The sequence below is a fragment of the Haladaptatus ordinarius genome, from assembly GCF_054177595.1.
On record NZ_JBPEHH010000063.1, the window covers coordinates 1 to 24452 of the forward strand.

A 24452-nucleotide genomic window follows, 5' to 3' on the forward strand; every position below is an offset into this window, starting at 1 on the left:
CGTGGACAAATTCACTGAACGCCCAAGAAACAGACATTGACTGGCGATTCACATCCGAAGATGCACGAATCAAACTACGCCGACTTTATCCTACAATTGATAGTTGACAATGCACTAGTTGAAGTGGATGGCGTGTATTCTGCGGTTGATAGCGATTGAGTATATCGACAAGGGTTGTGCGTGATATAGAAGATGGGTTCAGTAGATTAGCCACGTCATTGAAACCTGTCAAATCGGTTCTGTAGTAGGACGGCGACGTAGTATCGTCGTTGCGAGAATAGTTAAATGTATAACAATTGATTCAAGAGATGCAGGAATCAGGTCGCCTAGCGATCGGAGGGGCGTCGATTTTCGTGGGGAACCCGTGGATATTTTTCGGCGTGGCGTATGCCATTACGTGGAGTTTCTTGCTTTTGGCGATTGCCCCGAGAGTGAGTTTTCAGAGTGTCGAAGGACTGGTGCTACAATTGCTGGCACTTTTTGGCCCCGGGGCTGTCGGTATCGGATTCGTCTACGAGACCAGGGGCGAGCAGATTTCTGGAATCGAATCACGCAGTCACGCCGAATCGGCGTGCGGTGGTTCCTCGTTGTCCTCCTCCTCCCTGTCGGAGTGACATCGTGGCTACGTTCGGAGCTTCGCTGCAGGGCGGCCAGGGAATTGCCTGGGGCGAGACCGTTCGAGAGCTAAGTAGTAACCCAATAGCGATCTTACTGGCGCTGTTCTTCGCGACGCTCCCGCCGATCCTGGAAGAGTTTGGATAGCGAGGGTATGCATTAGACAGGCTTTAGATGGATCGATTAGCGCTCGGCGACAGTCTCCTGTTAGGCGTCGTCTGGGCAGTCTGGCACCTCTCGTTGTTCTTCGTCAGAAGCTCGTTTCAGCGCGAGTTCGTCGGATTCGCGACGAGCAGTTTCTGGCTGTGCATGATTGGTATCGTCGCACTGTCCATCATCTTCACCTGTGTCTACAATCATACCTCGCGAAGTATCCTCGGCATCATCTTCTTGCATGGACGGGTGAATTTCGTGTCTGAAACCGTTGAGGTCGCGGATGAATTCTATTACCCGGTTTGGACACTTCTAGCAGTCCCCATCACATTGTGCTGGAGGGAGGAGAACCTCTGGAAGACTAACGACGTGACACGGTCACCACTGACAACCGACAAGGTCCGTGGCTGAACTAGAAGGGGTTGCATAAGAGCGACTTCTTGCTCGGAGTTCTTATCTTGACATCATCCACATGACTAAAGTCATGGGCTTTCTCCTAAAATTCTCCATTATCGGCATCCGCGTCGGTGGATACGTAGGCAGTTCTTAGTAACTATTCTGTGTGAAGACATCTATGTGGAACGACCGGATGTACGTTGGTGTCGGGATAGCCATCTGCCTCCTGGCCTCTGCGCTCGCAGTCGCACCGGTATTCATGCCCGAGGGATATTCCTGGGTCACTCATACGAGCTGTCGTAGTTCGTTTCGACCGTTCACGAACGCTGGATGGCGACTCAGGGATGGATTGCCTTGAGCACCCACTTTTCGAGACCTCGACGCTCGACCGTGAACTCCGGAAGTACGTTTACCGGATCGCCGTCTTCACCCGCGAGATTGGTCAGGAACTCGCCAACCGGAGTCGGATCCCGGTCGCTTACGAGGTAGAACGGGTCGCCAGAGCCGAGAGTTTCGAACGTCTCGCGTACCATGTCCACCCGCTGTTGGGCTTCCAGACCTCGGATGTCGAGCGGGTCGTCGGGGAGTTCGAGACGATTCGTCGCCTCCAACCGGTCTGCGACTGCGTTAGCCACCGTCTTGAACGCTTCTGGCGCAGTGCCCGGTTCCGGTCGCGCCTGCAAGTCCGTCGAGAAGGGGAGACGACCCAGCACCGGCATGTCGAGTCCTTCGGCGGGCGTCTGGCCCGGAAACGTGTCGTGATTCTTCCCGCAGTCGTCACAGATGAAATGATCCATGTTGACTACGCACCCGAGGATCGGGACGCCGTTCTCCTCGAACAGGCGGCGACTCCGGCGGGTGTCCTCGACGCTAGTGTGGAACGGCGTCGTGACGAAGATCACCCCATCGATGGGTACCTCCTGGAGCGTCGTGAGCAGGACGTCGCTTGTACCAGGTGGCAAGTCGATGATGAGTGCGTCGGGTTCGTCCCACACGGTATCGGCGAACAGATTCGATAGTGCGTCATGAGCCATCGCGCCGCGCCACGCTAGCGGGCCGCCCTCGGTCATCAACCCGACGCTTATGACTTCCATCCCGCCTACTGTGGTCGGAATGGGATTGTCGTAATCGTCTGACATGATGGGGTCGTCGACATTCAATAGCGAGGGGACATTCGGACCGAAAATGTCGGCGTCGAACAGCCCCACATCGCGGTCGGCCGCGAACGCACAGGCCAACTGGGTGGCGACCGTCGACTTGCCGACGCCGCCCTTTGTGGACGCGACGGCGACCACTGTGCCTATCTCGGCGATCGAGACCCGATCGTCGGTGTCCACACCGGCGGATTCGACGTGGGCACTCTCGACGCCGGCGATGTCCCGAACCGCGTTCAACATTGCCTCCATGACTTCGCTGCTGGTTCGGGGGTCGAACTGGGTGAGGTCGGCCTTAATGATGACCGTCCCCTCATCGACATCGATGTTCTCGACCAGTCCAACCTCGAACACGTTCATTCCAGTCCGGGAGTCCTCGACCGACCGGAGGGCCGCTTCCACGTCTTCCCGTAAGTGGCGTTCGTATTCGCTCATGATTCAGAGGCGGGGTTGCCGATTCAGTAAGTCTTCGCCGGGGAGGAGGGTATCACCTTCCTCTATCGCGCCCGTGAACCGCCGTCGGAAGCGGTCGGGGTCGACCGACCTGGCATGTCTGGCGGTCAGCGCCACGATGTCGCTGTCCTCGGAGGTCGCCATCCCTTCCAGTGTCCGCCGGGCGCGGTCGTCGTCGATGCCGCCGAGGATGTGGGCGGCCCACTCCCGAACGCGCGTGCTTGGATCGGTCGCTGCCTCGATGGCGTCATCCACCACGTCCTCGCCTCGGAGCTTGAACAGTGAGATGAGTGCGTTCCGGCGGATCGCGTGGTGGTCGTCAGTGAGAGCCTCCTCCATCCGGTCGGCATATGCCTCGCGGTCGATGCGGTCGAGCGCCACCACGGCCTCTGCCCGCACCCACGGGTCGTCGTCACGCGAGACGGTGAGCGCCACATCTCCGGCGTTGTCGACCCCCAGTTTCGCGAGCGATTCGACGGCGAACTGTCGAACATCGGAGTCGTCGTCACCGAGTGCGACTCGTGTTAGTGTGGCCACGACCGCCGCCGATGCATCAGTGTTCTCGGACGGGGTTCGAGAGGTTGCTGACCTTTTCTCGGCGGTCTCGGCGAGCGCCAAAGTGGCGCGTCGTCGCTCCTTCTTCGACCCGTCTTCGAGATCGGCGAGCAGTTCTTGAACCGACGCCTCAGCCACGGGGTCGGTGTCGCTCGCAGTCAGTTCGTCAGGATCCATCTCGCCAATAGTTACATCCCGACTCACCTCGATGTCAGCGAGGCTATCGTGGGAGTGACCGAACCCGGGACTCTTCGTCGGGTCAAGCTGTGGGTCGGGATCCTCCTCGATCTCGTCGTACTCAGGGTCGTCCGAGTACGGGTAGCTTTCGCTCGCGCACCCACACTCGTGGGCAGCGTCGTGACCGCATTCGTGGTTCGAAGCACGTTCGTGATTGGCGTTGCATCTGTCGTTGTGTTCGGTATCGTGGTCGTGACTCATGTCGAATCACCGTCTTGGTCCGATCGCGTCGCGAGGATAAACGCCACCGCGAGCGTCACGCCGAGCGCTCGCGGAATCGAAGAAGGGACGCCCGCCATCAGGAGCAGTAGTCCAGTCGACGTGAGCGTGACTCGTCCACTCGCTGCTCCCTCCACGACCGTCGCCGTCAGACCGCCCACGGCCGCCGCGAGCAGAAGCGCTGACCCGCCGACGACGCTTCCGGCTATCAGGACGACCGCGCCCGAGACGAACGGTGCGGCCCCGGTCAGGTAGAACGTCGTAGCGGCCGCGACGCCGCCGACTGCGAACGCGCTCGTTCGCGGCCGAACCGCGAGCGGCGTTACCGCCATCCCTGCGAGTGCGAGCGTTGTCCCGGCGGTTCGTAGCGCGACAGGGTGGACGCCGACGGCGCCGAACAACGACAGTGTCAGGCCCGTCAGAAGCACAAAGACGACGACGCGGATGCGACGACGGTTCGCCGGAGGGAGAGTCGCGAGCGCTCCTCGCAACATCAGCCAACCACCGACGACGGTCGCTCCGACCGCCGGCACGGCGACAGCGCTCGTCACCGCCGACAGGAGGCCGAACACGCTCGCCAGCACCAGTCCGGCCCGCGTCCACGCCTCTGCTGTGGTTACACCGAGGAGGAGTATTCCGGCGGCCGGGCCGACGATTGCTGCGAGCGTCACCGCGTCATACCACGTACTGGAGGCGACACTCGGTAGGACGACCGGCGCGTTCAGTGCGATTCGGGTAGCTGTCAGCGAACCAAGTCCGGCGAGAGCCGTGAGACTCGCCGTGAGCCGGACTGAGTGAGTCCAAGACTTGGGGACGGCGGCCGCGGCTGCCCCGGCCAGCGACCGTACGCGGTCGCCCACCACGGCCGAGCGCTCGCTAACGTCTCTCGTCGATCGACTCATTTCAGTCGCCCTCCAGTCGGTCGGCGAGTTCTTCCCGATCCGCGGCGGTGAAATCGTCGAGGAACCGCACGAGGCGGCCGTACGCTCCGGTGTTCGGTTCGTCTGCAATACGTTCGACGATGCCCTCTACGAGGATACGGAGGTGGCGGTCGAGGAGGTCAAACCGCGCCCGTGCAGCGTCTACCCCGTCCACGATGGCTTCACGCCGGGCAAGGTAACCTGCGAACTCCAATTGAAGACAAAGGTAGTCGTGATGTTCCCGGTTCGAGGCGGCGGGTCGCACTCCGTAGTAGTCGTAGGCCCGCGCGAGGTCGAGATTCACATCGGTCCACGATGCCTCGGGTCGGTAGGCCGACTCGTAGAGCGGCACTGGCGGTTCGTCGGTTGAGAGGGTGCCGTCAGTTCGATCCTCGTACTCGGCATAGCCGATGACGAAGAGGTCGTTGTACCTGGCACAGAGCGTGTCGTAGTCGTCGTCCGTCCCGATGTCTCTGGTGGCGATGTCGAGGGGTGTCCGGGCGAACAGGGTCACAAATTGGTCGCAGAGGTCGCCGGTGGCGAGCGGTTCGTAGAGATCCTCGTCGGGGTGCTCGAAAGCGCGGGCGAGCAGCGCGTAGACTGTTCCGCGAGCCGCAGAGTCCGGGTCAACATCGTTGCGGTTCAGCGGCGGGTCTGCGGATCCCGTCGAGGCGTCGCTGGAATCCGACGGTGGTTCGTCGGTCGTGGTGGATCCATCGCCATCGTCGGGTGTTTTAGCGCACATCAGGAACCACTTTCCTGGACTGCGATCGCGGTGACGGCGATCACGACGGCGATCGCCACTCCAGCTATCGTCCACAGGACAGTCTGGTACGGCGGTCCCTTCGGCCCAGGACCGAACGGGAAGGTATACCACTCACTGACTGCTTTCCGGCCTGCCCGTTCGCCGTTCGACCCGTTCCAGACCGCGAACGAGACAGGGACGTCTCGTTCCATCTCTATCGAAGTACGGTTCTGCTCCTGAACGGTCAAGTTTCGTGAGAACACGACGTACCACCGTCCGTCCTGATACGTAGCATTAGTCGATAGCCTCGTTTGGTTAAATGGTGTGGTCGTCCCCGCCCCTCCGGCCAGCAGTTCCTGCTGGCCCATTTCGCCGTTCCACCACCAGAGATTCACCATCGACTGGGGGCTCCCCATGGCGATACCGGGTTGCTGGGTGACGTTCGCCGGAAATTGGACTGCGGCTGCGTCGCTGAAGGAGTTGATACGGGGCGTCTCGTACTGTGAGGACGTGACATCGCTGTCATTGGTTCCATCGGCCCACGATATCCTGAGAAGCAACCGGTCTTGGGTATGAGCAGCCTCAACGTTCGCCCTGTTAATGGACGTATTGTTGGCATTCGGAACCTGACTTGGCGCATTCGCCAGCGGAATCGTAACCGTCGTGGCGTTGTTCCACGCGGAATCCGTCGGCGTCGAAAGTAATCTCCCCTGTGATTGCGATGCTGTCATGACCGGAATCTGGTTGGCAGGGACTCCTGCACCGAACATGGGAACGAACGATGCGGCGATTACAAGCACTCCGGCAATGAACAGTCGGCGTACTGCCGCGGCAACCTCACCGTTCACCTGTCGAACACCTCCGGACTTCTGGCCCGACGAATGCAACGTCGCTCATTGCCTCGCATCAATCGAACACCTCCAACCGGTATTGCTGGGCCGGGTTATTGGTCGTGAGAAGATTCATTAGCTCGCTCTCATTACCCTGCTGAACCCTGTTGCGGTGACGCTCGATGGTGTCGAGTGCGTCCTGAACGCGCTCTCCAAACAGCTCTTCGAGCAGCGACCGCGGGATGCGTTCGACATCGATGCTCTCGCCGGTCTCCTCGTCATGCTGAGGCGGGGCGAACGGCGGAATGTAGTAGACGTTCGGTTGAGTGTGGTAGTCGGGATGGAGCGGGAGTGCCACCTCGTACTCGTTGACGAGTTTGTGAATCGGTCCCTGCTCGTCGTCGAGGAATCCGACCATCCGGAGCTGTGGCGGACACTCCGTCGCGCACGCGGGCGGCACTGCGTCGCCGTCGTTGAGGTTGAAGTTACCTTCATTCTTACCTCCGCCGTCCTCGAGGCGGGGATAACAAAAGATGCACTTCTCCGAGCGCTTGCGCATCACGTTGTAATAGACCTTGTTGTACGGACACCCCTCGACACAGTAGCGATAACCACGGCACCGCTCTTGGTCGACAAGCACGATGCCGTCTTCTTCGCGCTTGTAGATGGCCTTCCGCGGGCAAGCCTCGGCACAGGAGGGATGGGTGCAGTGGTTGCAGATACGGGGGAGATAAAAGTAGTAGGAGTTGGGGTACTCGCCCGCACCCTGGTCTTCGTCCCAGTTTGGCCCCCACTCGGGAGACTTACCTTCTGGCCGGAGCGGTGCGTCGCTCCCGTCGTACATTATTTCGGTGTAATTGAAGTCCCACGCCCGGCCGTAGTCCTCCTGTGACGGGAGGGTGCCATCCCCCGGTTGGTATTCGCCGTGCGTGTCGGCTTGAGCCTGCTCGGCCGAGGCGTAGCCGCCGCCGTCGTCTTCCCAGCCACGGGGGTAGCCTTCCCCCGGTTGAGTTTCGACGTTGTTCCAGTACATGTATTCGCGGCCGCTGGAGTCCGTCCAGAGCGTTTTGCATGCGATGGTGCAGGTCTGACAGCCCACGCACTTGTTGAGATCCATTACCATTGCTACCTGGTGGTTGATTCCCTCTGCGATGTCCATCTCCTGGCCGCCGTTCTGAGTTGTTGTCGTTTCCTCTTGCTGATTCTGAGAATTCATTATGAGTCACCTCCGTTGTCGTCGGACACGTCGTTCGCCGCCGATACGGCCTTGTCCGCGGGTGCTCCGGTGGCAGTCTCGTTCGCCCCGGTTGTCTCGCCGGTCGTTGTCCCCGAGGTTCCACCCTGTTCCTCGGGAGTCGTTGTCGTCGTAGTTGGAGTAGTCGTCTCCCCGCCACCGGTCTGAACTGGTTGGACTTCGACCCGAACGTCGCTGTTCACTCCGGTCGGCCCCCAGTAGTTCGGGAAGAAGTACAGGTGTTCGGCGGTGTCTTCGGGGTATTGAACGAGCTGAGTCGGCTTCATGTACATCGAGGTGAGCGTGTTGAAGTTGCCCCGGGTCTCGAATTGGAACCGCTCCCACCCAAAATACATCCGAACCGTTCCCGGTTCGCTACTGGGGTATATCTTCGCCATTGCATTCAACGTATCAATTTCGTTGTATATTATGATATCATCTCCATCTTCGATATTGCGTTTCTTCGCGTCCTCCGGGTTTAGCCAGACCACAGGCTCGCCACGCTGGAGGCGCAGCATCCGATCGTTCGCTCGCCACGTCGAGTGGATTGCCCACCGTGAGTGGGGCGTGTTGTACCGGAGTGGATACTCCTCGGGGTTTTGCAGTGTCATCGGATCCTTGTGCGTCGGCAGTTCTTCGCCGAGGTCAAGGAACCAGTCGTGGTCGATGTAGTACTGCTGGCGGCCGGTTAGGGTTGGCCACGGTTCTTTCCCCTGGACGAACCTCTTCCAAGGCGTGTACGGCTTGTCTTTCTCGATTGGCGAGGTCCAGTGGTCACCAGTAGCGAGGAACCGCTGGGGGTGCTCGACCGTCTCATCGAATGTAATCTGGTCATCGGTTCCCTCCGGATTTGTCTCCTCGGAGTGTTCGAGGATGAACTCGGCAGCGGCTTTGTCCTCCCGCAGAGCACCCGGTTCGTCGACCAGCCAATCGCGCACGTAGTCGTCATGAATGGACTGGAGATCGATCTGGCGGTCAAATTTCCGGTCGTCGATGGGCTCAATGTTCCGCTCGGTGGCGAGTTCCTGTATCTTCTGGGCAAGCAGACGGAAAATCTCCCAGTCGGTCTTTGACTGTCCCAGCGGTTCGATAGCCGGCGTGAATGGGTGGACGTAGGAGTGCATGTCGGTCATCGACAGGTCGTACTTCTCGTAGTGACTCGCCGCCGGAAGCACGATATCTGAATACAGGGCGCTCGAATCCATCCGGAAGTTGACGTCCACGACGAGGTCAAGCTTCGGCCAGAGTCCCTGCTGGATGGCCAGGCCACCCTTGGATTGGTTCAGGTAGTTCCCACGCCAGATGAACATGGTCGATGGTGGAGGGCGATTTCCTCCCTCGCGTTGCTCGGGGTACATTGGCATCCATCCCTTCTCGATGGATGTGCGGATACGGTCTGCCGTTGCTTCGTCGACGTTTCCGAGGATTCCGGCGTGGTAGTACGTCCAGAGCGCCGTGGCGACGCCACGGACGTCCCCGGTTGGGAACGCGAGCTTCTGCCAGCCATTTAACGTCCAAATCTTCTCCTGGCCGACGTAGTGGTCCAGACCAGTTCCCTGTCTGCCGAGATTCCCCGTCAGCGTCACCAGCAACTGGAGTGCGCGGTTACCGAGGTCGTTGTGATACCAGTCGTTGACTCCCTTACCTTGGATAATCTTTGCCCGATCAGCGTTGCCGAACTCGCGTGCGATTTTTTGGTAGGTCTCGCGGCCGACGCCTGTGATTTCATAGACGCGATCGGGCGTGTACTTGGAGAGTTCCTTCTGGAGACGCGTCCAGACCGACCGTACTCGGACGTTCTTGTTCTGAACCTGTACTCTACGATCTACGGCGAGTCGTGGATCGAAGTCGAGCTCAATACTGGCATCTGGGTCGTATTTCCCCTCTCGATTGCCGAGCGATCCTGGCGCGCGCCGGAGGCCGCCACTCCCGTCGACCATCATAAAGACCTGATCGTTACCATCCGAGCTCACGTCGCTTGCACGGAGGAACTTACCTGTGTCTTCACGAACCAGAAGGGGCATATCGGACTGTTCTTTGAGATGGGCCTCGTCGTATAGTTCCTCGTCGACGATGGTGCGAGCCATCCCGAGAGCCAGTGCGATATCCGACCCGGGATCAGGCGCAAGCCACTCGTCGCAGTGGATGGCGGTCTGGGAGTAGTCGCTAAAGATACCGACTCGCTTGGTTCCGTTATAGGCAGCTTCGAGGAAGAACTTGGCGTCGGGAATCCGTGAGATGTTGATATTCGACCCCCACGCAATGATGTAGTCGGCGTTATACCAGTCGGCACTCTCGGCGTTGTCCGTCTGGACACCCCATGTGATAGGCTGACCCGGGGGTAGGTCGCAGTACCAGTCGTAGAAGCTGTGGCTGACCCCGCCAAATAGGTTGATAAGACGCGATCCGCTGGCGAACGACACCGGACTCATCGCCGGAATCGGCGTGAAGCCGCTGATGGTATCGTACCGGCCAGCAGTCACCTCCTCAGTGATTTTGTCGGCAATTTCTGTGAGTGCTTCGTCCCACGAAATGCGCTTCCATTTACCCTCGCCGCGCTCGCCGACGCGCTTGAGGGGGTGCTTGACGCGCTGTTCGGCGTTTACGTAGTCAGTGTAGCAGGCCCCCTTCTGGCATCCGCGAGGATTCGATGATGGCAGCTCGTCGTTGATTTCGGGATAGTCGCTGGCCTGCTCCTCACGCCAGACTTGGCCATTCTTCACATAGACGTTCCACGAGCAACTCCCTGTGCAGTTGACGCCGTGGGTGCTCCGGGCGACCGAGTCCCACTCCCACTTCTGTCGGTAGAAGTCCTCCCACTCCCGGTATGGATAATTGCCAATATAATCCGCGTCGTCGACGCTCTCGATACCGCGTAATTGGGTGAGTTTATCGTCGACAGCACTCCCGGTCATGCCGAGTGCCGTCGTCAACCCGATACCCTTCAGGAAGCCGCGGCGACCGACGCCGCTACTCGATTCATTTTCGCTCTCTTCGTTGACGTTCGATTGGTTGTCACTCATTTATGGTTCGTCGATAAATACCGTTGTTAGTCCGAGTACGGTTCCACTGATTCCAAACAACAGTCCCACAGTCGTCGCACCCCCGACCTCGAGCCCGATGGCGACGAGTGCGAGACCCACGAGCTTCGTCGTGTAATCGAGTATCCGATAGGTTCGGACAGTTACAGTCACGCGACGGTCAGTCATTCGCATCACCTCCACCGCGTACCCGGTTCTCGGTCGAGTCATCCCGACCCTCGTCTGCTCGATTGGTTGCAGTCGCCGACTCCGATGGCGACAACCCGCCATCAACCGCGGGCTCTCTGCGACCGGGCGTCTCCGACGAACCGTTCCCTCGGAGAACGAAGTATGTAATTATGCCAGCTACGAGGGGGTAAACCAGCATTCCCACGAGCAACACCGCGTTGATGACGCCGGTCGAGACGTTGATCACGTCTGCGAGGATGTTGTTCATCCCCGCTATCGAGGCGATCATGATGAACGTCACCGCCGTGACTCCGACCGCGGTCTGCCAAGGGCGGCGCAGAGGGTTGACGGTGAAGTGGGTCGGCTCTTCTCGGTAGTCGATGAATGGCCACAGGAACAGGAGACCGAACACAATGCCCGGCAAGACCGCTCCGCTGAGGAACTCCGTCGAGACGTGAATGTCTGTGAAGGGGATAGTGAAGCTCATCCACGACGGCATTAGCTTTAGGAAGCCGAACACCCACATCAGGAACCAATCGGGCATGATGAGCCCGGGCGTCGAGGCGGGATCGTTCGGACCGTACTCTGCGACGTTGTGAACCGGCAGGAACCCTGCAAGCAGCGAAACGAACGCCAGCGTGAGGAAGAATACCACGACGCTCACCGCGGCCTGATTTGGAAATGCCGGTAAGCCGACGACGTACGTGTCGTCACCTCGCTGGATGGTGCGTTCCCCTGCAACATCGTCGCTCCGCGGGCCTTCGGTGTGTTTCTGTCGTACTAGTATCCCCATATGAACTGTGATAAGCATTATAATGGCGACCGGGATGAGGAACACGTGGAGGAAGTAAAATCGGGGGAGCGTCGCACTTGACGGATACTGGCCACCGAACACGATCTTCGATAGGATACCGCCGAACACCGGCACCGACGTGGCGATGCTGTAGCCGATGCCCGTCGCGGTACTGGCGAACTCATCGAACGGGAGCGAGTAGCCAGTGTACGCCGCAAAGATGGCGAGCAGGGCGAGGCCGCCACCGACGACCCAGTTCAGTTCCCGGGGGTTGCGATACGCTCCGGTGAAGTATACTCGAAGCAAATGGAGACCGATAGCCGCCACGAAGAAGTGGGCAGCCCAGTGGTGCATCCGCCGGAGAAACATCCCGTAGGGGATATCGTAGGTGATGTGAAGGACGCTCACGAACGCCGCTGGGAGGTCTTGTCCTTGATACTGAGCGACGCTCCCATCGTAAGTAACCTCGGTGGTACTTGGTTCGAAGAAGAATCCGAGGAACACCCCTGTGATGACTAACACGAAGAACGAGAACAGCGCAACTTCACCGAGGAGGAAGGAGTCCTCAGCCGGGAATGCCTTGCCGAGGAGTCTGCTGCCTGCTTCGAGGTCTAATCGATCGTCGAACCAGTCATAGATACGTTTGAACATGCGGTCTCACCCCTGAACCCCGACAGGAGCCTCGAAGTCTCCAGTGGCGATGAGAAATCCGTCGCTGGACAGCGTGATAGGGAGTTGAGGGAGCGGTCGTGGCGGCGGCCCACCGACAACTGCTGCGCCCTGAATCGGGTTGAATTTTCCGAAGTGACACGGACACACCATCCTCTGGTTCTCATAGTTCGACACCATGCATCCCGCATGCGTGCAAACCTTCGAATAGGCGGCGTAGCCCGCGACGGTAAACTCCATTTTCGTCGGATTGGCGTACTCTTTTTCTGGATACCGAACCAGCAATGTCGGAGCGTCCTCAAGACCCGGTCGGGATTCGGGGAAGACGGTCATGACATCGCCCATCGTCAGTTGGTTTTCGCTGATTCGGTTGCCGTCTGCGTCCACTAGCGGTACCCCATTGGTGTAGACCGGACCGGTGTATTCCCGTTCGAATACACGAGTCAGTCCAGCGAGCGGCGCGGCCAAACTCCCAGCAGCGGCCAGGCCACCTATCGTGGCTAGGATCTTGGCCACGTTTCGGCGGTTAAATCTCCCGCTCTTACTCCCTGTATGCTTCAGTTCTGTCCCTCCGTCGAACCAGAGGTCGAAGTCTGTTCGGCTCCCGTCTGCTTTGAGTGGACTACCGCCTCTCGAACGATGGGATGACTTTTCTCCTTCATCCGACAAACTGTTCTCTGTTGATGTACATGGACAGCGCTCGCACGGGTTGGGCAACGGTTCGTTAGTCGTCTGTCGGTGCGAGCTACTCGATAGATTCGTGTCATCCATTTGTTAATGCCTCCGTTTCTCTAAAACCTTGATGTGCGGCATGAACCAAGCGTAGTACGCAACAGTCAGTGCGGTTAGCGAGAAGAATAGGCCAGCTGCATATAGGCCAAAGTACTGTGTCCGCGCCAGTGTCAGGTACTCGCCTGTGAAAAGCGCCGAGAATACGATAGCAATCGCCGTCAATGCGGCCATTACGATGAGTCCTTCATTCGACCCTGTCGCGTCATTGTACTCGACGATCCATCGGTCGTCCGTACTCAGCCATGAGAGACGACTGACACCACTGTCTATGCGCTTGCCCGACTTCGGAACCTCTTCAGAATCGCGTTGGCCAGTGTAACCGCCGTCAGCGACAGCTGTTTCGGCGTCGGATGGTCTGACGGCACTGTTCATGAACCGATGAGCGCCAACGAGGACGCCGTAGAGGCCGAACAGCGCCACCCAGACGATCACGCCGACCTGGCTCGGCGAAAGCTTATTCGGCGCTTCTATCGGGCCACCAAGCGGCCGAATTTCGCTCACACCTGAATCAATCTCTATCTCCTCGCTCGTCGGTTCTCCGTGCAGTGCGATGTACCACATCGGCAGTAACACTAGTGTGACGAGCACTCCAATGACGAGGGTCTCTCGTCTCACTATTCGTCCCTCACCCTATTTGTTGTCATGTGTCACACCCCCGTGTCGGTTTCCGCACCTCTACTTATCTGCACATAGTGCGAAAACGCCGGGATAAGGACTCACTATGAGCGGTATTATACGTTGGCCCTCTATATTCCGGTGGTTTAAGTAGCCCAAGGAGAGGATCTGGGAGCAACGATTTATGGAAATTCGGAAAGTAGAGATAAACCATGGGTGGGGAGACCATCTTTGCTGAAGTAAAGATTCGAAATCCAAGCGTATGTCAAGTCGCCTCAACGTCCGAACTGGCTGGGGCAGTGAACGGCGTCTCGCGAACCGTGCTTGCAAACGGCGAGGGGAACATCACCGAGGAACTGGAGGTTGAGAACGCGCCATCCGACGTCGACCTGCACGCCGACCCCGTTGACGAGGCTAACGGCGTGTTTCGGCTACAGCGTCCGGCCGGCCAACGGTGTCCCTGTGAGCTCATCGAGCAGCACAATTGCCCGGTTCGGGACATCCATGCAAACGGTGGACAGCTTTCGTTGACGTTCTACGCGAAGAATCTTCGGACGGTCGAGCAGGCCGTAGCCGACATCAAAGCTACCTCCGACGGAGTTCACCTCAATCGACTCTACCAGTCGGACGGCAAAACCTCACAGGAGCTAGTCTACATCGACCGGGGATTGTTCACTGACCGACAACGTGAGGTTCTCCGGGCTGCTCACAAAATGGGGTACTTCGGCCATCCGAAAGAAGCAAACGCGGGTGAAGTCGCTGCCTCACTGGACATCGCCACGACCACATTTGTTGAACACCTCTCAAAAGCCCAAGAAAAACTCCTCGAGTGCTTGCTCGGTGAATAGCCCTGTGTCTAAAATCTCCTTTAATTACACTATTCAATTATTTAATTCACGTGCGAAGATATATTAGTCAGGGCAAAATTTACTCGTTGGATTCCCGTTGAACTCACAGAAAGAAGGACGAGAGGCAGAAACGACAGGTCAACGAAGCTCAGCACTGGAACGAGCGAGTGGTGAATTCGCTCGTGTTTACCGCTTTACTGGTCTGCATAAGCGTTGACAAATCCACGGCGAAGTACCGTGAGTAGAAGATATGTTTCGTATTTTTGATTTCGACAGTGCTCACACGGGGCCATCTGGTCAGCGATTCGCTCGATGTCTCCACCGTATTCGTCTAGGAACTCGTCGATGAGCGGCTCCAGCCGAGGCCCCATCCAGTCGGCCATTCCGGCGATCTTATCACGGAATTCCTCCGGAATAGCGTAGGAGAGGATGATAGTGTTCGCTCGGTAGAACTTCAGCGTTCCACCGCGGCGTTCCTCCATTCGCTCGACTTCAACGAGACCGGCATCTCGTAATTCGTTGATGTGGTGACGGATCGTGTTCACCGTCCGCTCGACACCGCGGCTGCCGAGTTCGTCGTGAACCTCCTCGACGGTCATCGCCTGTTCTGCAAGCATATCGAGAATCATCGCTCGAAGGGGTTCGTCAACCGTTTTCGATACGTCGGTGTCCCGCACGACGATGTCAGTCAGTTCCACATCGGATTCGAAGCTACTCATCGGAGTAGACTTCGTGACGCATCGTAAAGTACGGACGGTCACTGCGACCGCTCAAACGGGTCGTCGAACCGGTCAAACACCTCCTTCCACCACCCAAACATATAATTTGAGTAATACTTACCTCCAGCAGGGGCGTACGTGAGAGTGAGGAGAGCCACGATGACCCAACACACCCAGTTCCGCGTCATGGATTTCGACTGCCCGACCTGTGCGAGCACCGTCGAGCGTGCCTTGAAGCAGACGAAGGGAGTTGAGCACGTCGAGGTCCACTACACGACCGGTCGCGTCGAGATTGAGTACGACCCCAACGTGGCTGACCCGGCCGACTTCGAGACCGCCATCGAGAACCAGGGGTACACCCCCCAGCCCGCGTAAGTGGGGATTCCACGTCCATGAACGCCCAAGAGTACTACCGCAAACATCGCAAGGCCGTCGTCACTGCGACGAGCGGCCTCCTGTACGCTGGCGGCTGGAGTCTCGGCTACGCCACCGGGTACGACACCGCGAGCGCGCTCGTCCTCGTCCTCGCAGCAGTGGTCGGCGGGTACGACATCGCAAAGAACGCCTACTACGAACTCCAGAGCCGGACGGTCGGTATCAAGACGCTCGTGACGCTGGCCGCAATCGGTGCCATCGTCATTGGGGAGTACTGGGAGGCTGCGGCCGTTGTCTTCCTGTTCAGTCTCGGCAGCTACCTGGAGGGGCGGACGATGCGCAAGACCCGCACCGCCCTCCAGGAACTGCTCGAACTGACGCCGAACACGGCGCTCATCCGCCGTGACGGCAAAGAGGTCGAAGTTCCTGCCCGCGAGGTCGAGGAGGGCGAGACAGTCATCGTCAAGCCCGGGGCGAAGATCCCAGTCGACGGCGAGGTCATAGACGGCGAGAGTGCCGTCAACCAGGCACCGGTCACTGGCGAGAGCGCGCCCGTCCACAAGACCGCCGGCGACGACGTGTTCGCAGGGACGGTGAACCAGGAAGGTGCGCTCGACGTCGTAGCGACGGGCACGGGGTCGGACACGACGCTTCAGCGCATTATCCGCCGGGTCGAGGAGGCCCAGGAGGCCCAGGCCCCGACCGAGCAGCTCATCGATCGCTTCGCGCGTTACTACACGCCCGCGATCATCCTGCTCGCCGTCGGTTCGTACGTCGTCACCCGTGACGTGCTCATGGCGCTCACCCTGCTCGTCATCGGATGCCCGGGTGCACTCGTCATCGGGCCACCCGTGAGTATCGTCTCGGCCATCGGCAACGCCGCCCGCAACGGCGTCTTGATGAAGGGCGGCGAGCATCTGGAACGCGCCGGCAAAATCGACCTCGTCGCGTTCGACAAGACCGGAACGCTCACGAAGGGCGAGACGACCGTCGCCAGTGTCCAGGGCTTCGAGTACGACGCCGAGGAGGCGCTCCGCCTGGCTGGCATCGCCGAGAAGAAGAGCGAACACCATCTTGCGGACGCCATCCTCGACGCGGCCCGGGACGCCGACGTCACGGGGAGCGTTACTGCCGACGGGGGCAGCGTCGTCGAAACGGTACCTCTCCCGGATCCGGATGATTTCGAGGTCGTCGCGGGGAAGGGCGTCGTCGCCCACTACGACAGTCAAGAAATCGTCGTCGGGAACCGAGCACTGCTCAACGAGCGCGACATCGCCGTTCCCGAGGACGTCGGTGCGTACGTCCGTGAGCGCGAGGAAGCCGGCGAGACGGCGGTCCACGTCGTCCGCGACGGGAGGGTCATCGCCGTGATCGCCCTGCGTGACGAACTCCGCGAGGCAGCCCCCGGCGTCGTGCAGGCGTTGAAGGACATCGGGGTGCGGACCGTGATGCTCACCGGCGACAACGAGCGGACGGCTCGCGCAGTCGCCGACCAGGTCGGCATCGACGACTATCGCGCCGAACTCCTCCCCGAGGAGAAGCAGGCCGCCATTGAGTCGTTCCGCGGGGAGGGGTACGTCGTGGCGATGGTGGGTGACGGTATCAACGACGCGCCGTCGCTGGCGACCGCCGACGTCGGCATCGCCATGGGCGCTGCGGGCACCGACACCGCCATCGAGACGGCGGACATGGCGCTGATGGCCGACGACCTCGAACGCATCCCCTACGCGGTCGGACTGAGCAAGGCGACGCGCCGGAACGTCCGCCAGAACGTCGGGATTGCGGTCCTCACGGTGACCGTCCTTCTGGCGGGCGTATTGACGAGTAACGTCCACCTCGCCGGCGGGATGCTCGTCCACGAGGGCAGCGTCCTGCTGGTTATCCTCAACGGGATGCGCCTGCTGCGGTACTGACTATCGACTACGCCACACTCCACAACCAACCTATCACACCCCACAAAGATGAACGAAACTACCTACCAGAGCGACCTGACGAACTGGAATGTCGAATACGAGGATGTCGAACCCATTCGCATCCGCGATCCCGTCGCCGAGGCGTTGACCGTCCTGGAGCCGGGCGAGCCGTTCGTGATCAGCTACGCGGATGTAGTGAAGGAGGCCGGCCATTCCTGCCCGACAGCGTCAGGTGCATTTCGGATCATCCAGCTCGGGCTTGCGGCACTCTACCCGGACGAGTACCCCGTTCGAGGCGACGTCGAGGTGACCACCGGCGGGCCGAAGTCCGACGCGACCTACGGCGTAATGTCCCGGATCATCTCGTACGTTACGGGTGCTGCCGAGGAGGACGGCTTCGGCGGGCTAACCGGCGGCTACGGCGATCGGAAACACCATCTCCACTTCCAGAATGCCGACGAAGCCGAACCCACGTTCACGTTCGAGCGAACCGATACTGACGACGTCGTTCAGGTCACCTACCACGTCGGAAACGTACCGAGCGCTGGTCCCACCACGCAGTATCTGGAAAAACTGATCGATGGGACCGCGACTGACGAGGAGCGGACAGCGTTCGCGGAGGCGTGGCACGGTCGCGTTCGAGTGGTCTTGACCGACGACGACCTGTTCACGGTTACACAGGTGGAGTAACCGGTAGCCGACGGCAGCTACGTTCTGGCCAGGCACCGCGTTTTTCTATTGTTCCGTCGTATTGCGAACGTATGCCCTAGTTCGAGCGTGGAGCCCCGGACTGCGAGTTCCTCGTACGCGCGATAGATGAAAAGCGAAGCGAAATTATTGAAATCGTCCAACGACACGCCGAAGAGAAGCACGACCGGACCGTTGACGAGAATCGAGTTAGAGAACGAATCGAACCGTAGATATCTCGCTGTGCCAGTGTAATCGGCAGACTGAAGAATAGAGGGAAGGAGCAGCGAATGAACGCGAGCGCGATAGCACACGGAGTTGATGGGGCACTGCGCTTTTGTCAGGGGGTGACCACTACTCATTCAACGAAGAAGGTGGGAGGTGCCTCGGGACTGATTTCGTGCATAGGGTAGTCTGTGAGATTTCGAGGTTGATGGATGTCGTCCGCTCCCGCGCAGATTAATCGAAAATCAACTCATCTTGTGGTTTCCACAGTGCGGCTGACATCTGTTGGCGCGTCTACTCCGTGGAAAGTGTTCGCCTGTATATAAATACTCTAAGAGAGTAGGCCTTCTTCCGAGAAATCACCGGGATGATTCCGCATCACTCAAACAACAGTGCATTACCATCTACTAATAGAATGAGACCTCCATTGGTCTGTTACCAAACCCTTGCGACGGTTCCGTCGGCGGAAGGTTACTAAGGAACGCCGTCAATGTGAGGAAAATGGCCACAGACTCGCTTACTCCCACCCAACGCAAAACGCTTGCCGCCTTCGATGGTTCAGGAACACCACGTACGACGATGGAGGTGGCCGAGCATCTCAATCTTGGCCGTCGGAGCACATACGGCCGATTAGAGCGCCTCGTCAATCACGGGCAGCTTAACACTAAAAAAGTCGGTGCGAGCGCACGTGTTTGGTGGCGCCCAGTATCATCCTCCTCAGCCACCCACACCAAAGACTCGGTCGACAGGCTAGTAGCTGAGTCGATAACCGACGACGTACTCAACCGCATCGAAGTAGGCGTGTTCATCCTTGACGAGAACTTCGACATCGTCTGGATCAATGACGCAACAGAACGGTACTTTGAGCTTGACCGTGAGCGGGTGATCGGCCGGGACAAACGCCAGCTCCTCGACGAGCGCATCGCGACAGTCGTTGATAACTCGGTGATGTTTGCCGAAACAATCCGTGATACGTACGACGGTAATACCTATCTCGAGCATTCTGAGTGGCAAATTACAGCTGATGACGGGTGCAACGAGCGGTGGCTCGACTACTGTAGCAAGCCAATCGAGTCTGGGGCGTACGCTGGTGGGCGGGTTGAACTCTACTACGATATTACCGACCGGAAAACCTCAGACCAGGCATTAGCGAGCGACCAAGTACTCTTTGAGTCGATGAACAGTGCCAGTAAGGATGCCACCAGCACGGCGGATACCACTGAACGGCTCTGGTGAATCGCTAGACAGCGTCGACTTCAACCGTTAGAACTAGGAAGTTGAAGCGGGAAACCGTCGATGATCCATGTCTAAGATCTCCCGCGTCACGAGCAAAGCGATTCGATTGGCTAAAAATGCTGTCGATGGGCGAAGCGAAGTCGCCGACTACGCCCTCGTCTCGCTGCACTGTCTGCGGGTTTACCTTGATAAGTCCTACCGAGACAGCCTTGATTTGCTGAGCGAGATGCCACAAATTCTTGCTGAGATCGGCCTTGACGAGGCCAATCTCCCACACCACTCCACGTTAGTAAAGGCCTTTGACAGACTCAAAACAGCACTCTGGCGAGTGCTGCTGCGCCTGTCGGCGCAGTTGCACGACCCGAGCGGTCACGCCGCCATCGACGCCACGTTCTTCGACCACCGCTCTGTCTCGTCGTACTACCGCCAGCGGTCAGGAAGCACGGTTCAAACGCTGAAAGTTACGACAGTAACCGACCGAGAGTCACTTGCTGTTCTTGACGTCCATATCTCGGCCCGGTGGAAACACGATACGAAGACTGGGCCGCAGGTCGTCGCCGGAACGCGGACGACCTGCTGTCCGTGGCAGCTGACAAAGCTTTCCACAACTGGCACACGAAGTACGAGTTCTACGCCCTCGGTGTCGATCCACTCATCTTACAGCGTGGATCGACACCGCTTACGATAGGACATAACGCGCTTATCCGGGCAGAAGGCTATTCTCAGCGCTGGATGGCCGAAATCGTACTCGACAACGAAGCGCTCGCTCGGCGCGCCGAGCGAGCGCTGGGCTGGTATCGCCAGTTTTGTGAAATCGTCCTGATATTCGCCATCTCTAACATAGAACCGCTCTGTGAGCCGCTCTAACCGTGACTCAGCATCTATTCAACACAGCAGTTGAATTACGGCTGATACAAATCACATCCCAATCGCCCGAAAACTGGCCGACAGCAGTATACTCTCTCATCACACACTACCGGTAATGGTCGGAACGACCGTGAGGGCCGCACTCCCCGCTGATGACTTCGTGTTGGGTCACACACTCCATCACCTCGAAACAGTTACGCTCGACATCGAAAATGTAATCGCCGGTGTGCAAGCGTGTCTGATGCCACTCGTTTGGGTCGGGACGACCGACCGCGAGCTGATCGAAACCGCATTTGCTGCAGATGACAATGTGAGTGATTTTGAGTTGGTCGGCGCATTCGACGGTGAGTGTCTCTATCAGTTAGAGTGGAACGAGCAAATCGAAACCCGAATTCAAACACTCGTCGAAAACTGCATGATTCTCCGGGCGACAGGGAGCGACGGGAAGTGGAATCTGCGGCTATTGTTCACTGACCACGATGATGTGTCCACAACGTTCGACAATTGTGACCAGCAAGAAATGGGATTTGAGATCCAACAGATTCGGGAGCTCAATGAGGGACGCCACGACCGATTCGACCTCACACAGAGCCAACGTGAGACACTCAAACAGGCCTATGAAGACGGATATTACTCGATTCCACGAGAGGCAACTGCAGATGATCTCGCAGGCGACCTCGGCATCACACACCAAGCGGTCTCGGAACGACTCCGCCGAGGCCACGAAAGCCTCGTAAAAACCATGCTCTTCGTCGACGGATCAACAGAATCTTCCCAGCACGATTCGCTCGAAGAGTGATTTCAGTCAAGGAGCGAAGCGCGTGCTCGTCGCAGTATTCACCACGGAAAGAAAGAGGAACTGTACGTTTCGTCACCCTGCGGTCCACGTCATCGAACCGTCCCACGCTTGGTACCGGGTAGTGACGTATCGATGGTTTCTGCGCGTGCCTTGCCGTTTCTGACTTCCGTCGCCGACATACACTCCAAACAGCCGAATACCACATCATCGTTATTCCCGAAGACGCGGGCGAACTCCGAGGTGATGAACGAGCCACAGTTCTGACACCGCCGTTCGGTGCCACCCGCGTTGGTTCGTGTTGCGTGTTGTGATTGAGGCATAACTGAGAGCGTCCTCAAATGTTATTTACTCGTTGGTGGGATTCGGTACCACACTGAGTGCACTCCGTGATGCGATACGGTTCCCGCGAGAATGCAGCGTTCTTCTCTTTCTCACTCTCGGTGATAAGCTCGACCGAGACGCGGTGGTGGGTCTGCTTCGCACAGTTGTCGCACTGTTCCGTCGTTTCGTTGAACGCCGACTGTGTCGTTGCCATGGTGACGTGCTGTGGTGATTGACTCGGTTTGCGCGTTGTGCGGGTGTGCAGGCGTATTTCCCTGCACTCGAGTGGATACCCGTTTCCGACACCCAGTCGGTCTATTCGTTGCATATGCAGGGTATTCTTTTGTGTCTCTTTTTGACCGACAGAATTGTCGCCGTCTTTTCGGTGGACGAGAGTGGTGCCAGTATCCTTTCGGTGCTCGCGATGGTACTCTCCAATCGAGTAGCCGCTCTAACCGGGTGACCGGCACATGAGAGACATAAATGACACACCAGCAACGGTCGTTGAACTGCTCGATGAGCCCCGCTGCCAGGACGTTCTCTGTTATCTTCGCCAACAGGAACGTCCAGTCCCACTCGCCGAATTGACGCGGAAGATCGCACGGTGGGAGTCAGACCAGTCCGCTTCTGACGTGCCCGATGGTCGGTTGGAAGATGTCTCTGCGTCGCTCCAGCAGGAACATCTTCCGACACTCATCGAAGTGGGATTGATCGAGCGCCAGCACAATAGCGGCGAGGAGTATTTCACGACCACCGAGAAAGTCGAGACCATCGAATCGAATCTGCAGCCACGATCCGAATTGGGGCCGACAGAGTATCGCGTCGAATAACTCTGACTGCTAATTGATACAAGATGTCTACTCACCGAGACCGTGGATGGTAGAGCTTTGTGATGCTGATGAGAGGTTACTGACCGGCATCGGTGGCTTCGCCGCCCTTCGTCGCATCACTACGGCTGTCGTCCTATTACGGGAGGTAGTGTAGCACTTCACTTCAATTGGGCGAGCAACTATACCCTGTCGTGCCAAACGGTTACACACGATGGTATCCTCGTCCGACCGTATCCCCGTCACCGTCGTTAGCGGCTACCTCGGAGCGGGCAAGACTACCTTGCTCAACCACCTCTTGGCGAACCCCGGAAGTCACGAACTCGCAGTAATCGTGAACGATATGGGAGAAATCAATGTGGATGCTGAACTGCTATCTGACGATGGGGATGACGGTATCGTCGACCTCTCAAACGGCTGTATCTGCTGTCGGCTCCGCGACGACCTGCTGACGGAGGCGCAACGATTAGCTGCGGAGCGCTCGTTCGACCACCTCGTGATTGAGGCATCCGGCATCAGCGAACCAATTCCGGTCGCGCAGACATTCACCCAGGGGACGGACGAATCGGCGGTGGATCCGACCGAACGATTTCGCCTGGATACGATGGTTACTGTCGTCGACACCTACGGATTCTGGAAAGAATTCGATTCTGACGCCTCACTGCCGGAGCAAGTTGATTCACCTCGTAATCGACCAATGGCCGAGGTAATCATTGATCAGGTCGAGTTCTGTGATGTCCTCCTCCTGAACAAATGTGATATGGTGCCTGACGACGCACTCGACGATGTCGAAGCTATCTTGGCGGAACTGCAGCCACGGGCGACGTTTCTGCGGACAACTCACTCTCGAACCGACCCATCCGAGGTACTTGACACCAATCGGTTCGACTTCGAGCAAGCACAACAGACAGTCGGATGGAAGCGTCAGCTCAGGGCTTTCAGCGACCACACCGATGACGGTGACAGTGCAGACGGAAGAGGGATATCCCACGACCACGAGGAGGGCCACGACCATGCTGTGTCCCTTGCAGATCGTCACGGCGTCACTTCATTCGTCTACGCCCGCCAGCAACCATTTCACCCCGGTCGGTTCGCGACGTGGCTCACGGAGTGGAATACGAATGTGGTCAGGGCCAAGGGCTTTTGTTGGGTCGCCGGACGCACCGATGTAGTCGGTCTCAGTACGGCAGGGCCGGCGGTGCAGGCTGGTTCCATCGGGACGTGGGACGACGAGCAGGATACGCGCCAAACCCGACTGGTGTTCATCGGGCGTGGCCTCGAAGAGAACCGAATTCAGGCCGAACTCGACGACTGCCTCGCTACCGACGACGAACGAGACGCCGCTGATGCACTCGATGACCCATTTCCGATAGACATCGTCACTGCGTGACCTGGTCGCGGAGGTCGTCCCATGACTCATAGAAGCCGTGCGTCGACTGTGACTGTTCACCGGAAGCGACAGTTTCCTGATAAACGTCGTCGTACTGAAGGAGGGCAGTCCAGCCGTCCTCCCGGTATGTACAGTAGATACACATACTCATCCCTGGTTACAAGGTGAGCCCACATAACGATATGTTTGGTTTTTCCCCGAATTCGTTGGGGCCCGCAAAATCCCCGTATCTGCCATAGCAGTTAATGCAGTGGCTAAGGGTAGCTAGCATAGTTAGTATGGTCGAAACCTGTCCAGTGTGCGACTCCCGGATCAACACCACCGTTCCGACGGCCGTTACTGAATACAACGACGAGGAGTATCACTTCGAATCGGCAAAATGCAAGGAGTTCTTCGAAGAAAGCCCAGAAGAATACGTGTGAGCTGTCGGACGTACGACAGACGGGGTGAATCGCTCCAGAGACATGCCACGTGACATTTGTCTCGACCGCCTGGAAACCCAGTCAGCGCTGAGGCGATGATACGCTCAAAAATGGATTCGCTCATCTGTAGAAGTCAGTACTTAGGATCTGCTCGAACCAGTCGTCGGTGTTGAGGATCCAGCCCAAGAAGTTTAGATAGCCCTGTAAGTGGTGTTTTGAGACGCCTCGGAACCT

General features: G+C 58.3%; 24 protein-coding genes and 3 pseudogenes. 11 read left to right on the top strand and 16 right to left on the bottom strand.

Annotated features, from left to right (window positions below; all coding sequences use genetic code 11):
- Positions 1-789: 789 nt before the first annotated feature.
- Positions 790-1179 carry a CPBP family glutamic-type intramembrane protease gene (locus tag ACR3FF_RS18700; RefSeq protein ID WP_458189632.1) on the top strand — a complete coding sequence of 130 codons (390 nt, stop codon included), beginning with the start codon at positions 790-792 and terminating at the stop codon, positions 1177-1179.
- A 323-nt stretch (positions 1180-1502) separates the two neighbouring features.
- Here the strand turns inward: ACR3FF_RS18700 and ACR3FF_RS18705 are convergent, their stop codons facing one another.
- The 11 genes from ACR3FF_RS18705 to ACR3FF_RS18755 all read right to left on the bottom strand — a co-directional run bounded on the left by ACR3FF_RS18705 (position 1503) and on the right by ACR3FF_RS18755 (position 13589).
- Positions 1503-2753, bottom strand: a complete 1251-nt coding sequence (locus tag ACR3FF_RS18705; protein ID WP_458189633.1) for a P-loop NTPase — start codon at positions 2751-2753, stop codon at positions 1503-1505.
- 3 nt (positions 2754-2756) lie between these two features.
- The gene (locus ACR3FF_RS18710) at positions 2757-3764 is read right to left on the bottom strand and encodes a HEAT repeat domain-containing protein (protein ID WP_458189634.1); all 1008 of its coding nucleotides are present in this window, start codon (positions 3762-3764) and stop codon (positions 2757-2759) included.
- Positions 3761-4684, bottom strand: a complete 924-nt coding sequence (locus tag ACR3FF_RS18715; protein ID WP_458189635.1) for a DUF8068 family protein — start codon at positions 4682-4684, stop codon at positions 3761-3763. Before ACR3FF_RS18715 ends, ACR3FF_RS18710 begins: the two co-directional genes overlap by 4 nt.
- A 1-nt stretch (position 4685) precedes the next feature.
- Positions 4686-5447 (bottom strand): molecular chaperone TorD family protein, encoded by a 762-nt coding sequence (locus tag ACR3FF_RS18720; protein ID WP_458189637.1) that lies wholly within the window; start codon positions 5445-5447, stop codon positions 4686-4688.
- Positions 5447-6295, bottom strand: a complete 849-nt coding sequence (locus ACR3FF_RS18725) for an ethylbenzene dehydrogenase-related protein (RefSeq protein WP_458189638.1) — start codon at positions 6293-6295, stop codon at positions 5447-5449. Before ACR3FF_RS18725 ends, ACR3FF_RS18720 begins: the two co-directional genes overlap by 1 nt.
- 58 nt (positions 6296-6353) lie before the next feature.
- On the bottom strand, positions 6354-7493 hold the full coding sequence (gene narH, locus ACR3FF_RS18730; protein ID WP_458189639.1) for a nitrate reductase subunit beta: 1140 nt from the start codon (positions 7491-7493) through the stop codon (positions 6354-6356).
- A complete protein-coding gene (narG, locus tag ACR3FF_RS18735; RefSeq protein WP_458189640.1) occupies positions 7493-10534 on the bottom strand; it encodes a nitrate reductase subunit alpha in 3042 nt (1013 codons plus the stop codon). Before narG ends, narH begins: the two co-directional genes overlap by 1 nt.
- The gene (locus ACR3FF_RS18740; RefSeq protein WP_458189641.1) at positions 10535-10720 is read right to left on the bottom strand and encodes a DUF8120 family protein; all 186 of its coding nucleotides are present in this window, start codon (positions 10718-10720) and stop codon (positions 10535-10537) included. It abuts the gene before it with no gap.
- Complete coding sequence (locus ACR3FF_RS18745; RefSeq protein WP_458189642.1) at positions 10713-12164, bottom strand: cytochrome b; 1452 nt, start codon at positions 12162-12164, stop codon at positions 10713-10715. The genes ACR3FF_RS18740 and ACR3FF_RS18745 overlap by 8 nt, the downstream gene beginning before the upstream one ends.
- 6 nt (positions 12165-12170) lie before the next feature.
- Entirely contained in the window at positions 12171-12743 is a 573-nt protein-coding gene (locus tag ACR3FF_RS18750) for a QcrA and Rieske domain-containing protein (RefSeq protein ID WP_458189656.1), read from the bottom strand.
- Positions 12744-12956: 213 nt separating this feature from the next.
- On the bottom strand, positions 12957-13589 hold the full coding sequence (locus tag ACR3FF_RS18755; protein ID WP_458189643.1) for a hypothetical protein: 633 nt from the start codon (positions 13587-13589) through the stop codon (positions 12957-12959).
- A gap of 212 nt (positions 13590-13801) precedes the next feature.
- On the opposite strand from ACR3FF_RS18755, the gene ACR3FF_RS18760 reads away from it, so the two are divergent.
- Entirely contained in the window at positions 13802-14437 is a 636-nt protein-coding gene (locus ACR3FF_RS18760; protein ID WP_458189644.1) for a helix-turn-helix domain-containing protein, read from the top strand.
- 194 nt (positions 14438-14631) lie between these two features.
- Here ACR3FF_RS18760 and ACR3FF_RS18765 read toward each other — a convergent pair whose 3' ends face one another.
- A complete protein-coding gene (locus ACR3FF_RS18765; protein ID WP_458189645.1) occupies positions 14632-15156 on the bottom strand; it encodes an ArsR/SmtB family transcription factor in 525 nt (174 codons plus the stop codon).
- 159 nt (positions 15157-15315) lie between these two features.
- Between ACR3FF_RS18765 and ACR3FF_RS18770 the strand changes: the two genes are divergently transcribed.
- From ACR3FF_RS18770 to ACR3FF_RS18800, 7 genes and pseudogenes are all read left to right on the top strand, one after another.
- The gene (locus tag ACR3FF_RS18770) at positions 15316-15531 is read left to right on the top strand and encodes a heavy-metal-associated domain-containing protein (RefSeq protein ID WP_458189646.1); all 216 of its coding nucleotides are present in this window, start codon (positions 15316-15318) and stop codon (positions 15529-15531) included.
- Between the two features lie 17 nt (positions 15532-15548).
- Positions 15549-17444 carry a heavy metal translocating P-type ATPase gene (locus tag ACR3FF_RS18775; RefSeq protein ID WP_458189647.1) on the top strand — a complete coding sequence of 632 codons (1896 nt, stop codon included), beginning with the start codon at positions 15549-15551 and terminating at the stop codon, positions 17442-17444.
- 48 nt (positions 17445-17492) lie between these two features.
- Complete coding sequence (locus tag ACR3FF_RS18780) at positions 17493-18134, top strand: hypothetical protein (RefSeq protein ID WP_458189648.1); 642 nt, start codon at positions 17493-17495, stop codon at positions 18132-18134.
- A gap of 107 nt (positions 18135-18241) precedes the next feature.
- Positions 18242-18364 (top strand): annotated as a pseudogene (locus ACR3FF_RS18785) (hypothetical protein); the annotation flags it as partial.
- Between the two features lie 493 nt (positions 18365-18857).
- The gene (locus ACR3FF_RS18790) at positions 18858-19592 is read left to right on the top strand and encodes a PAS domain-containing protein (RefSeq protein WP_458189649.1); all 735 of its coding nucleotides are present in this window, start codon (positions 18858-18860) and stop codon (positions 19590-19592) included.
- Positions 19593-19659: 67 nt separating this feature from the next.
- Positions 19660-20459: pseudogene (locus tag ACR3FF_RS18795) on the top strand (IS5 family transposase).
- Between the two features lie 115 nt (positions 20460-20574).
- On the top strand, positions 20575-21258 hold the full coding sequence (locus tag ACR3FF_RS18800; protein ID WP_458189650.1) for a helix-turn-helix domain-containing protein: 684 nt from the start codon (positions 20575-20577) through the stop codon (positions 21256-21258).
- 89 nt (positions 21259-21347) lie between these two features.
- Here ACR3FF_RS18800 and ACR3FF_RS18805 read toward each other — a convergent pair whose 3' ends face one another.
- Together ACR3FF_RS18805 and ACR3FF_RS18810 are read right to left on the bottom strand one after the other, a co-directional pair.
- The gene (locus tag ACR3FF_RS18805) at positions 21348-21578 is read right to left on the bottom strand and encodes a DUF7563 family protein (RefSeq protein WP_458189651.1); all 231 of its coding nucleotides are present in this window, start codon (positions 21576-21578) and stop codon (positions 21348-21350) included.
- 14 nt (positions 21579-21592) lie between these two features.
- On the bottom strand, positions 21593-21793 hold the full coding sequence (locus ACR3FF_RS18810; protein WP_458189652.1) for a DUF7835 family putative zinc beta-ribbon protein: 201 nt from the start codon (positions 21791-21793) through the stop codon (positions 21593-21595).
- Positions 21794-22049: 256 nt separating this feature from the next.
- On the opposite strand from ACR3FF_RS18810, the gene ACR3FF_RS18815 reads away from it, so the two are divergent.
- Positions 22050-22409 carry a DUF7344 domain-containing protein gene (locus tag ACR3FF_RS18815; protein WP_458189653.1) on the top strand — a complete coding sequence of 120 codons (360 nt, stop codon included), beginning with the start codon at positions 22050-22052 and terminating at the stop codon, positions 22407-22409.
- A gap of 211 nt (positions 22410-22620) precedes the next feature.
- Complete coding sequence (locus ACR3FF_RS18820) at positions 22621-23796, top strand: CobW family GTP-binding protein (protein WP_458189654.1); 1176 nt, start codon at positions 22621-22623, stop codon at positions 23794-23796.
- Here ACR3FF_RS18820 and ACR3FF_RS18825 read toward each other — a convergent pair.
- Together ACR3FF_RS18825 and ACR3FF_RS18830 are read right to left on the bottom strand one after the other, a co-directional pair.
- Positions 23786-23941, bottom strand: a complete 156-nt coding sequence (locus tag ACR3FF_RS18825) for a hypothetical protein (protein WP_458189655.1) — start codon at positions 23939-23941, stop codon at positions 23786-23788. The genes ACR3FF_RS18820 and ACR3FF_RS18825 overlap by 11 nt on opposite strands.
- Positions 23942-24338: 397 nt before the next feature.
- Positions 24339-24452: pseudogene (locus ACR3FF_RS18830) on the bottom strand (IS1595-like element ISHti5 family transposase); the annotation flags it as partial.

What these genes read in the sequence shown, in the direction of transcription:
- ACR3FF_RS18700 (WP_458189632.1), top strand. Translation starts at nt 790, where the DNA reads ATGGATCGATTAGCGCTCGGCGACAGTCTCCTGTTAGGCGTCGTCTGG.
- ACR3FF_RS18705 (WP_458189633.1), bottom strand. Translation starts at nt 2,753, where the DNA reads ATGAGCGAATACGAACGCCACTTACGGGAAGACGTGGAAGCGGCCCTC.
- ACR3FF_RS18710 (WP_458189634.1), bottom strand. Translation starts at nt 3,764, where the DNA reads ATGAGTCACGACCACGATACCGAACACAACGACAGATGCAACGCCAAT.
- ACR3FF_RS18715 (WP_458189635.1), bottom strand. Translation starts at nt 4,684, where the DNA reads ATGAGTCGATCGACGAGAGACGTTAGCGAGCGCTCGGCCGTGGTGGGC.
- ACR3FF_RS18720 (WP_458189637.1), bottom strand. Translation starts at nt 5,447, where the DNA reads ATGTGCGCTAAAACACCCGACGATGGCGATGGATCCACCACGACCGAC.
- narH (WP_458189639.1), bottom strand. Translation starts at nt 7,493, where the DNA reads ATGAATTCTCAGAATCAGCAAGAGGAAACGACAACAACTCAGAACGGC.
- narG (WP_458189640.1), bottom strand. Translation starts at nt 10,534, where the DNA reads ATGAGTGACAACCAATCGAACGTCAACGAAGAGAGCGAAAATGAATCG.
- ACR3FF_RS18740 (WP_458189641.1), bottom strand. Translation starts at nt 10,720, where the DNA reads ATGACTGACCGTCGCGTGACTGTAACTGTCCGAACCTATCGGATACTC.
- ACR3FF_RS18745 (WP_458189642.1), bottom strand. Translation starts at nt 12,164, where the DNA reads ATGTTCAAACGTATCTATGACTGGTTCGACGATCGATTAGACCTCGAA.
- ACR3FF_RS18760 (WP_458189644.1), top strand. Translation starts at nt 13,802, where the DNA reads ATGGGTGGGGAGACCATCTTTGCTGAAGTAAAGATTCGAAATCCAAGC.
- ACR3FF_RS18765 (WP_458189645.1), bottom strand. Translation starts at nt 15,156, where the DNA reads ATGAGTAGCTTCGAATCCGATGTGGAACTGACTGACATCGTCGTGCGG.
- ACR3FF_RS18770 (WP_458189646.1), top strand. Translation starts at nt 15,316, where the DNA reads ATGACCCAACACACCCAGTTCCGCGTCATGGATTTCGACTGCCCGACC.
- ACR3FF_RS18775 (WP_458189647.1), top strand. Translation starts at nt 15,549, where the DNA reads ATGAACGCCCAAGAGTACTACCGCAAACATCGCAAGGCCGTCGTCACT.
- ACR3FF_RS18780 (WP_458189648.1), top strand. Translation starts at nt 17,493, where the DNA reads ATGAACGAAACTACCTACCAGAGCGACCTGACGAACTGGAATGTCGAA.
- ACR3FF_RS18790 (WP_458189649.1), top strand. Translation starts at nt 18,858, where the DNA reads ATGGCCACAGACTCGCTTACTCCCACCCAACGCAAAACGCTTGCCGCC.
- ACR3FF_RS18800 (WP_458189650.1), top strand. Translation starts at nt 20,575, where the DNA reads ATGGTCGGAACGACCGTGAGGGCCGCACTCCCCGCTGATGACTTCGTG.
- ACR3FF_RS18805 (WP_458189651.1), bottom strand. Translation starts at nt 21,578, where the DNA reads ATGCCTCAATCACAACACGCAACACGAACCAACGCGGGTGGCACCGAA.
- ACR3FF_RS18810 (WP_458189652.1), bottom strand. Translation starts at nt 21,793, where the DNA reads ATGGCAACGACACAGTCGGCGTTCAACGAAACGACGGAACAGTGCGAC.
- ACR3FF_RS18815 (WP_458189653.1), top strand. Translation starts at nt 22,050, where the DNA reads ATGAGAGACATAAATGACACACCAGCAACGGTCGTTGAACTGCTCGAT.
- ACR3FF_RS18820 (WP_458189654.1), top strand. Translation starts at nt 22,621, where the DNA reads ATGGTATCCTCGTCCGACCGTATCCCCGTCACCGTCGTTAGCGGCTAC.
- ACR3FF_RS18825 (WP_458189655.1), bottom strand. Translation starts at nt 23,941, where the DNA reads ATGTGTATCTACTGTACATACCGGGAGGACGGCTGGACTGCCCTCCTT.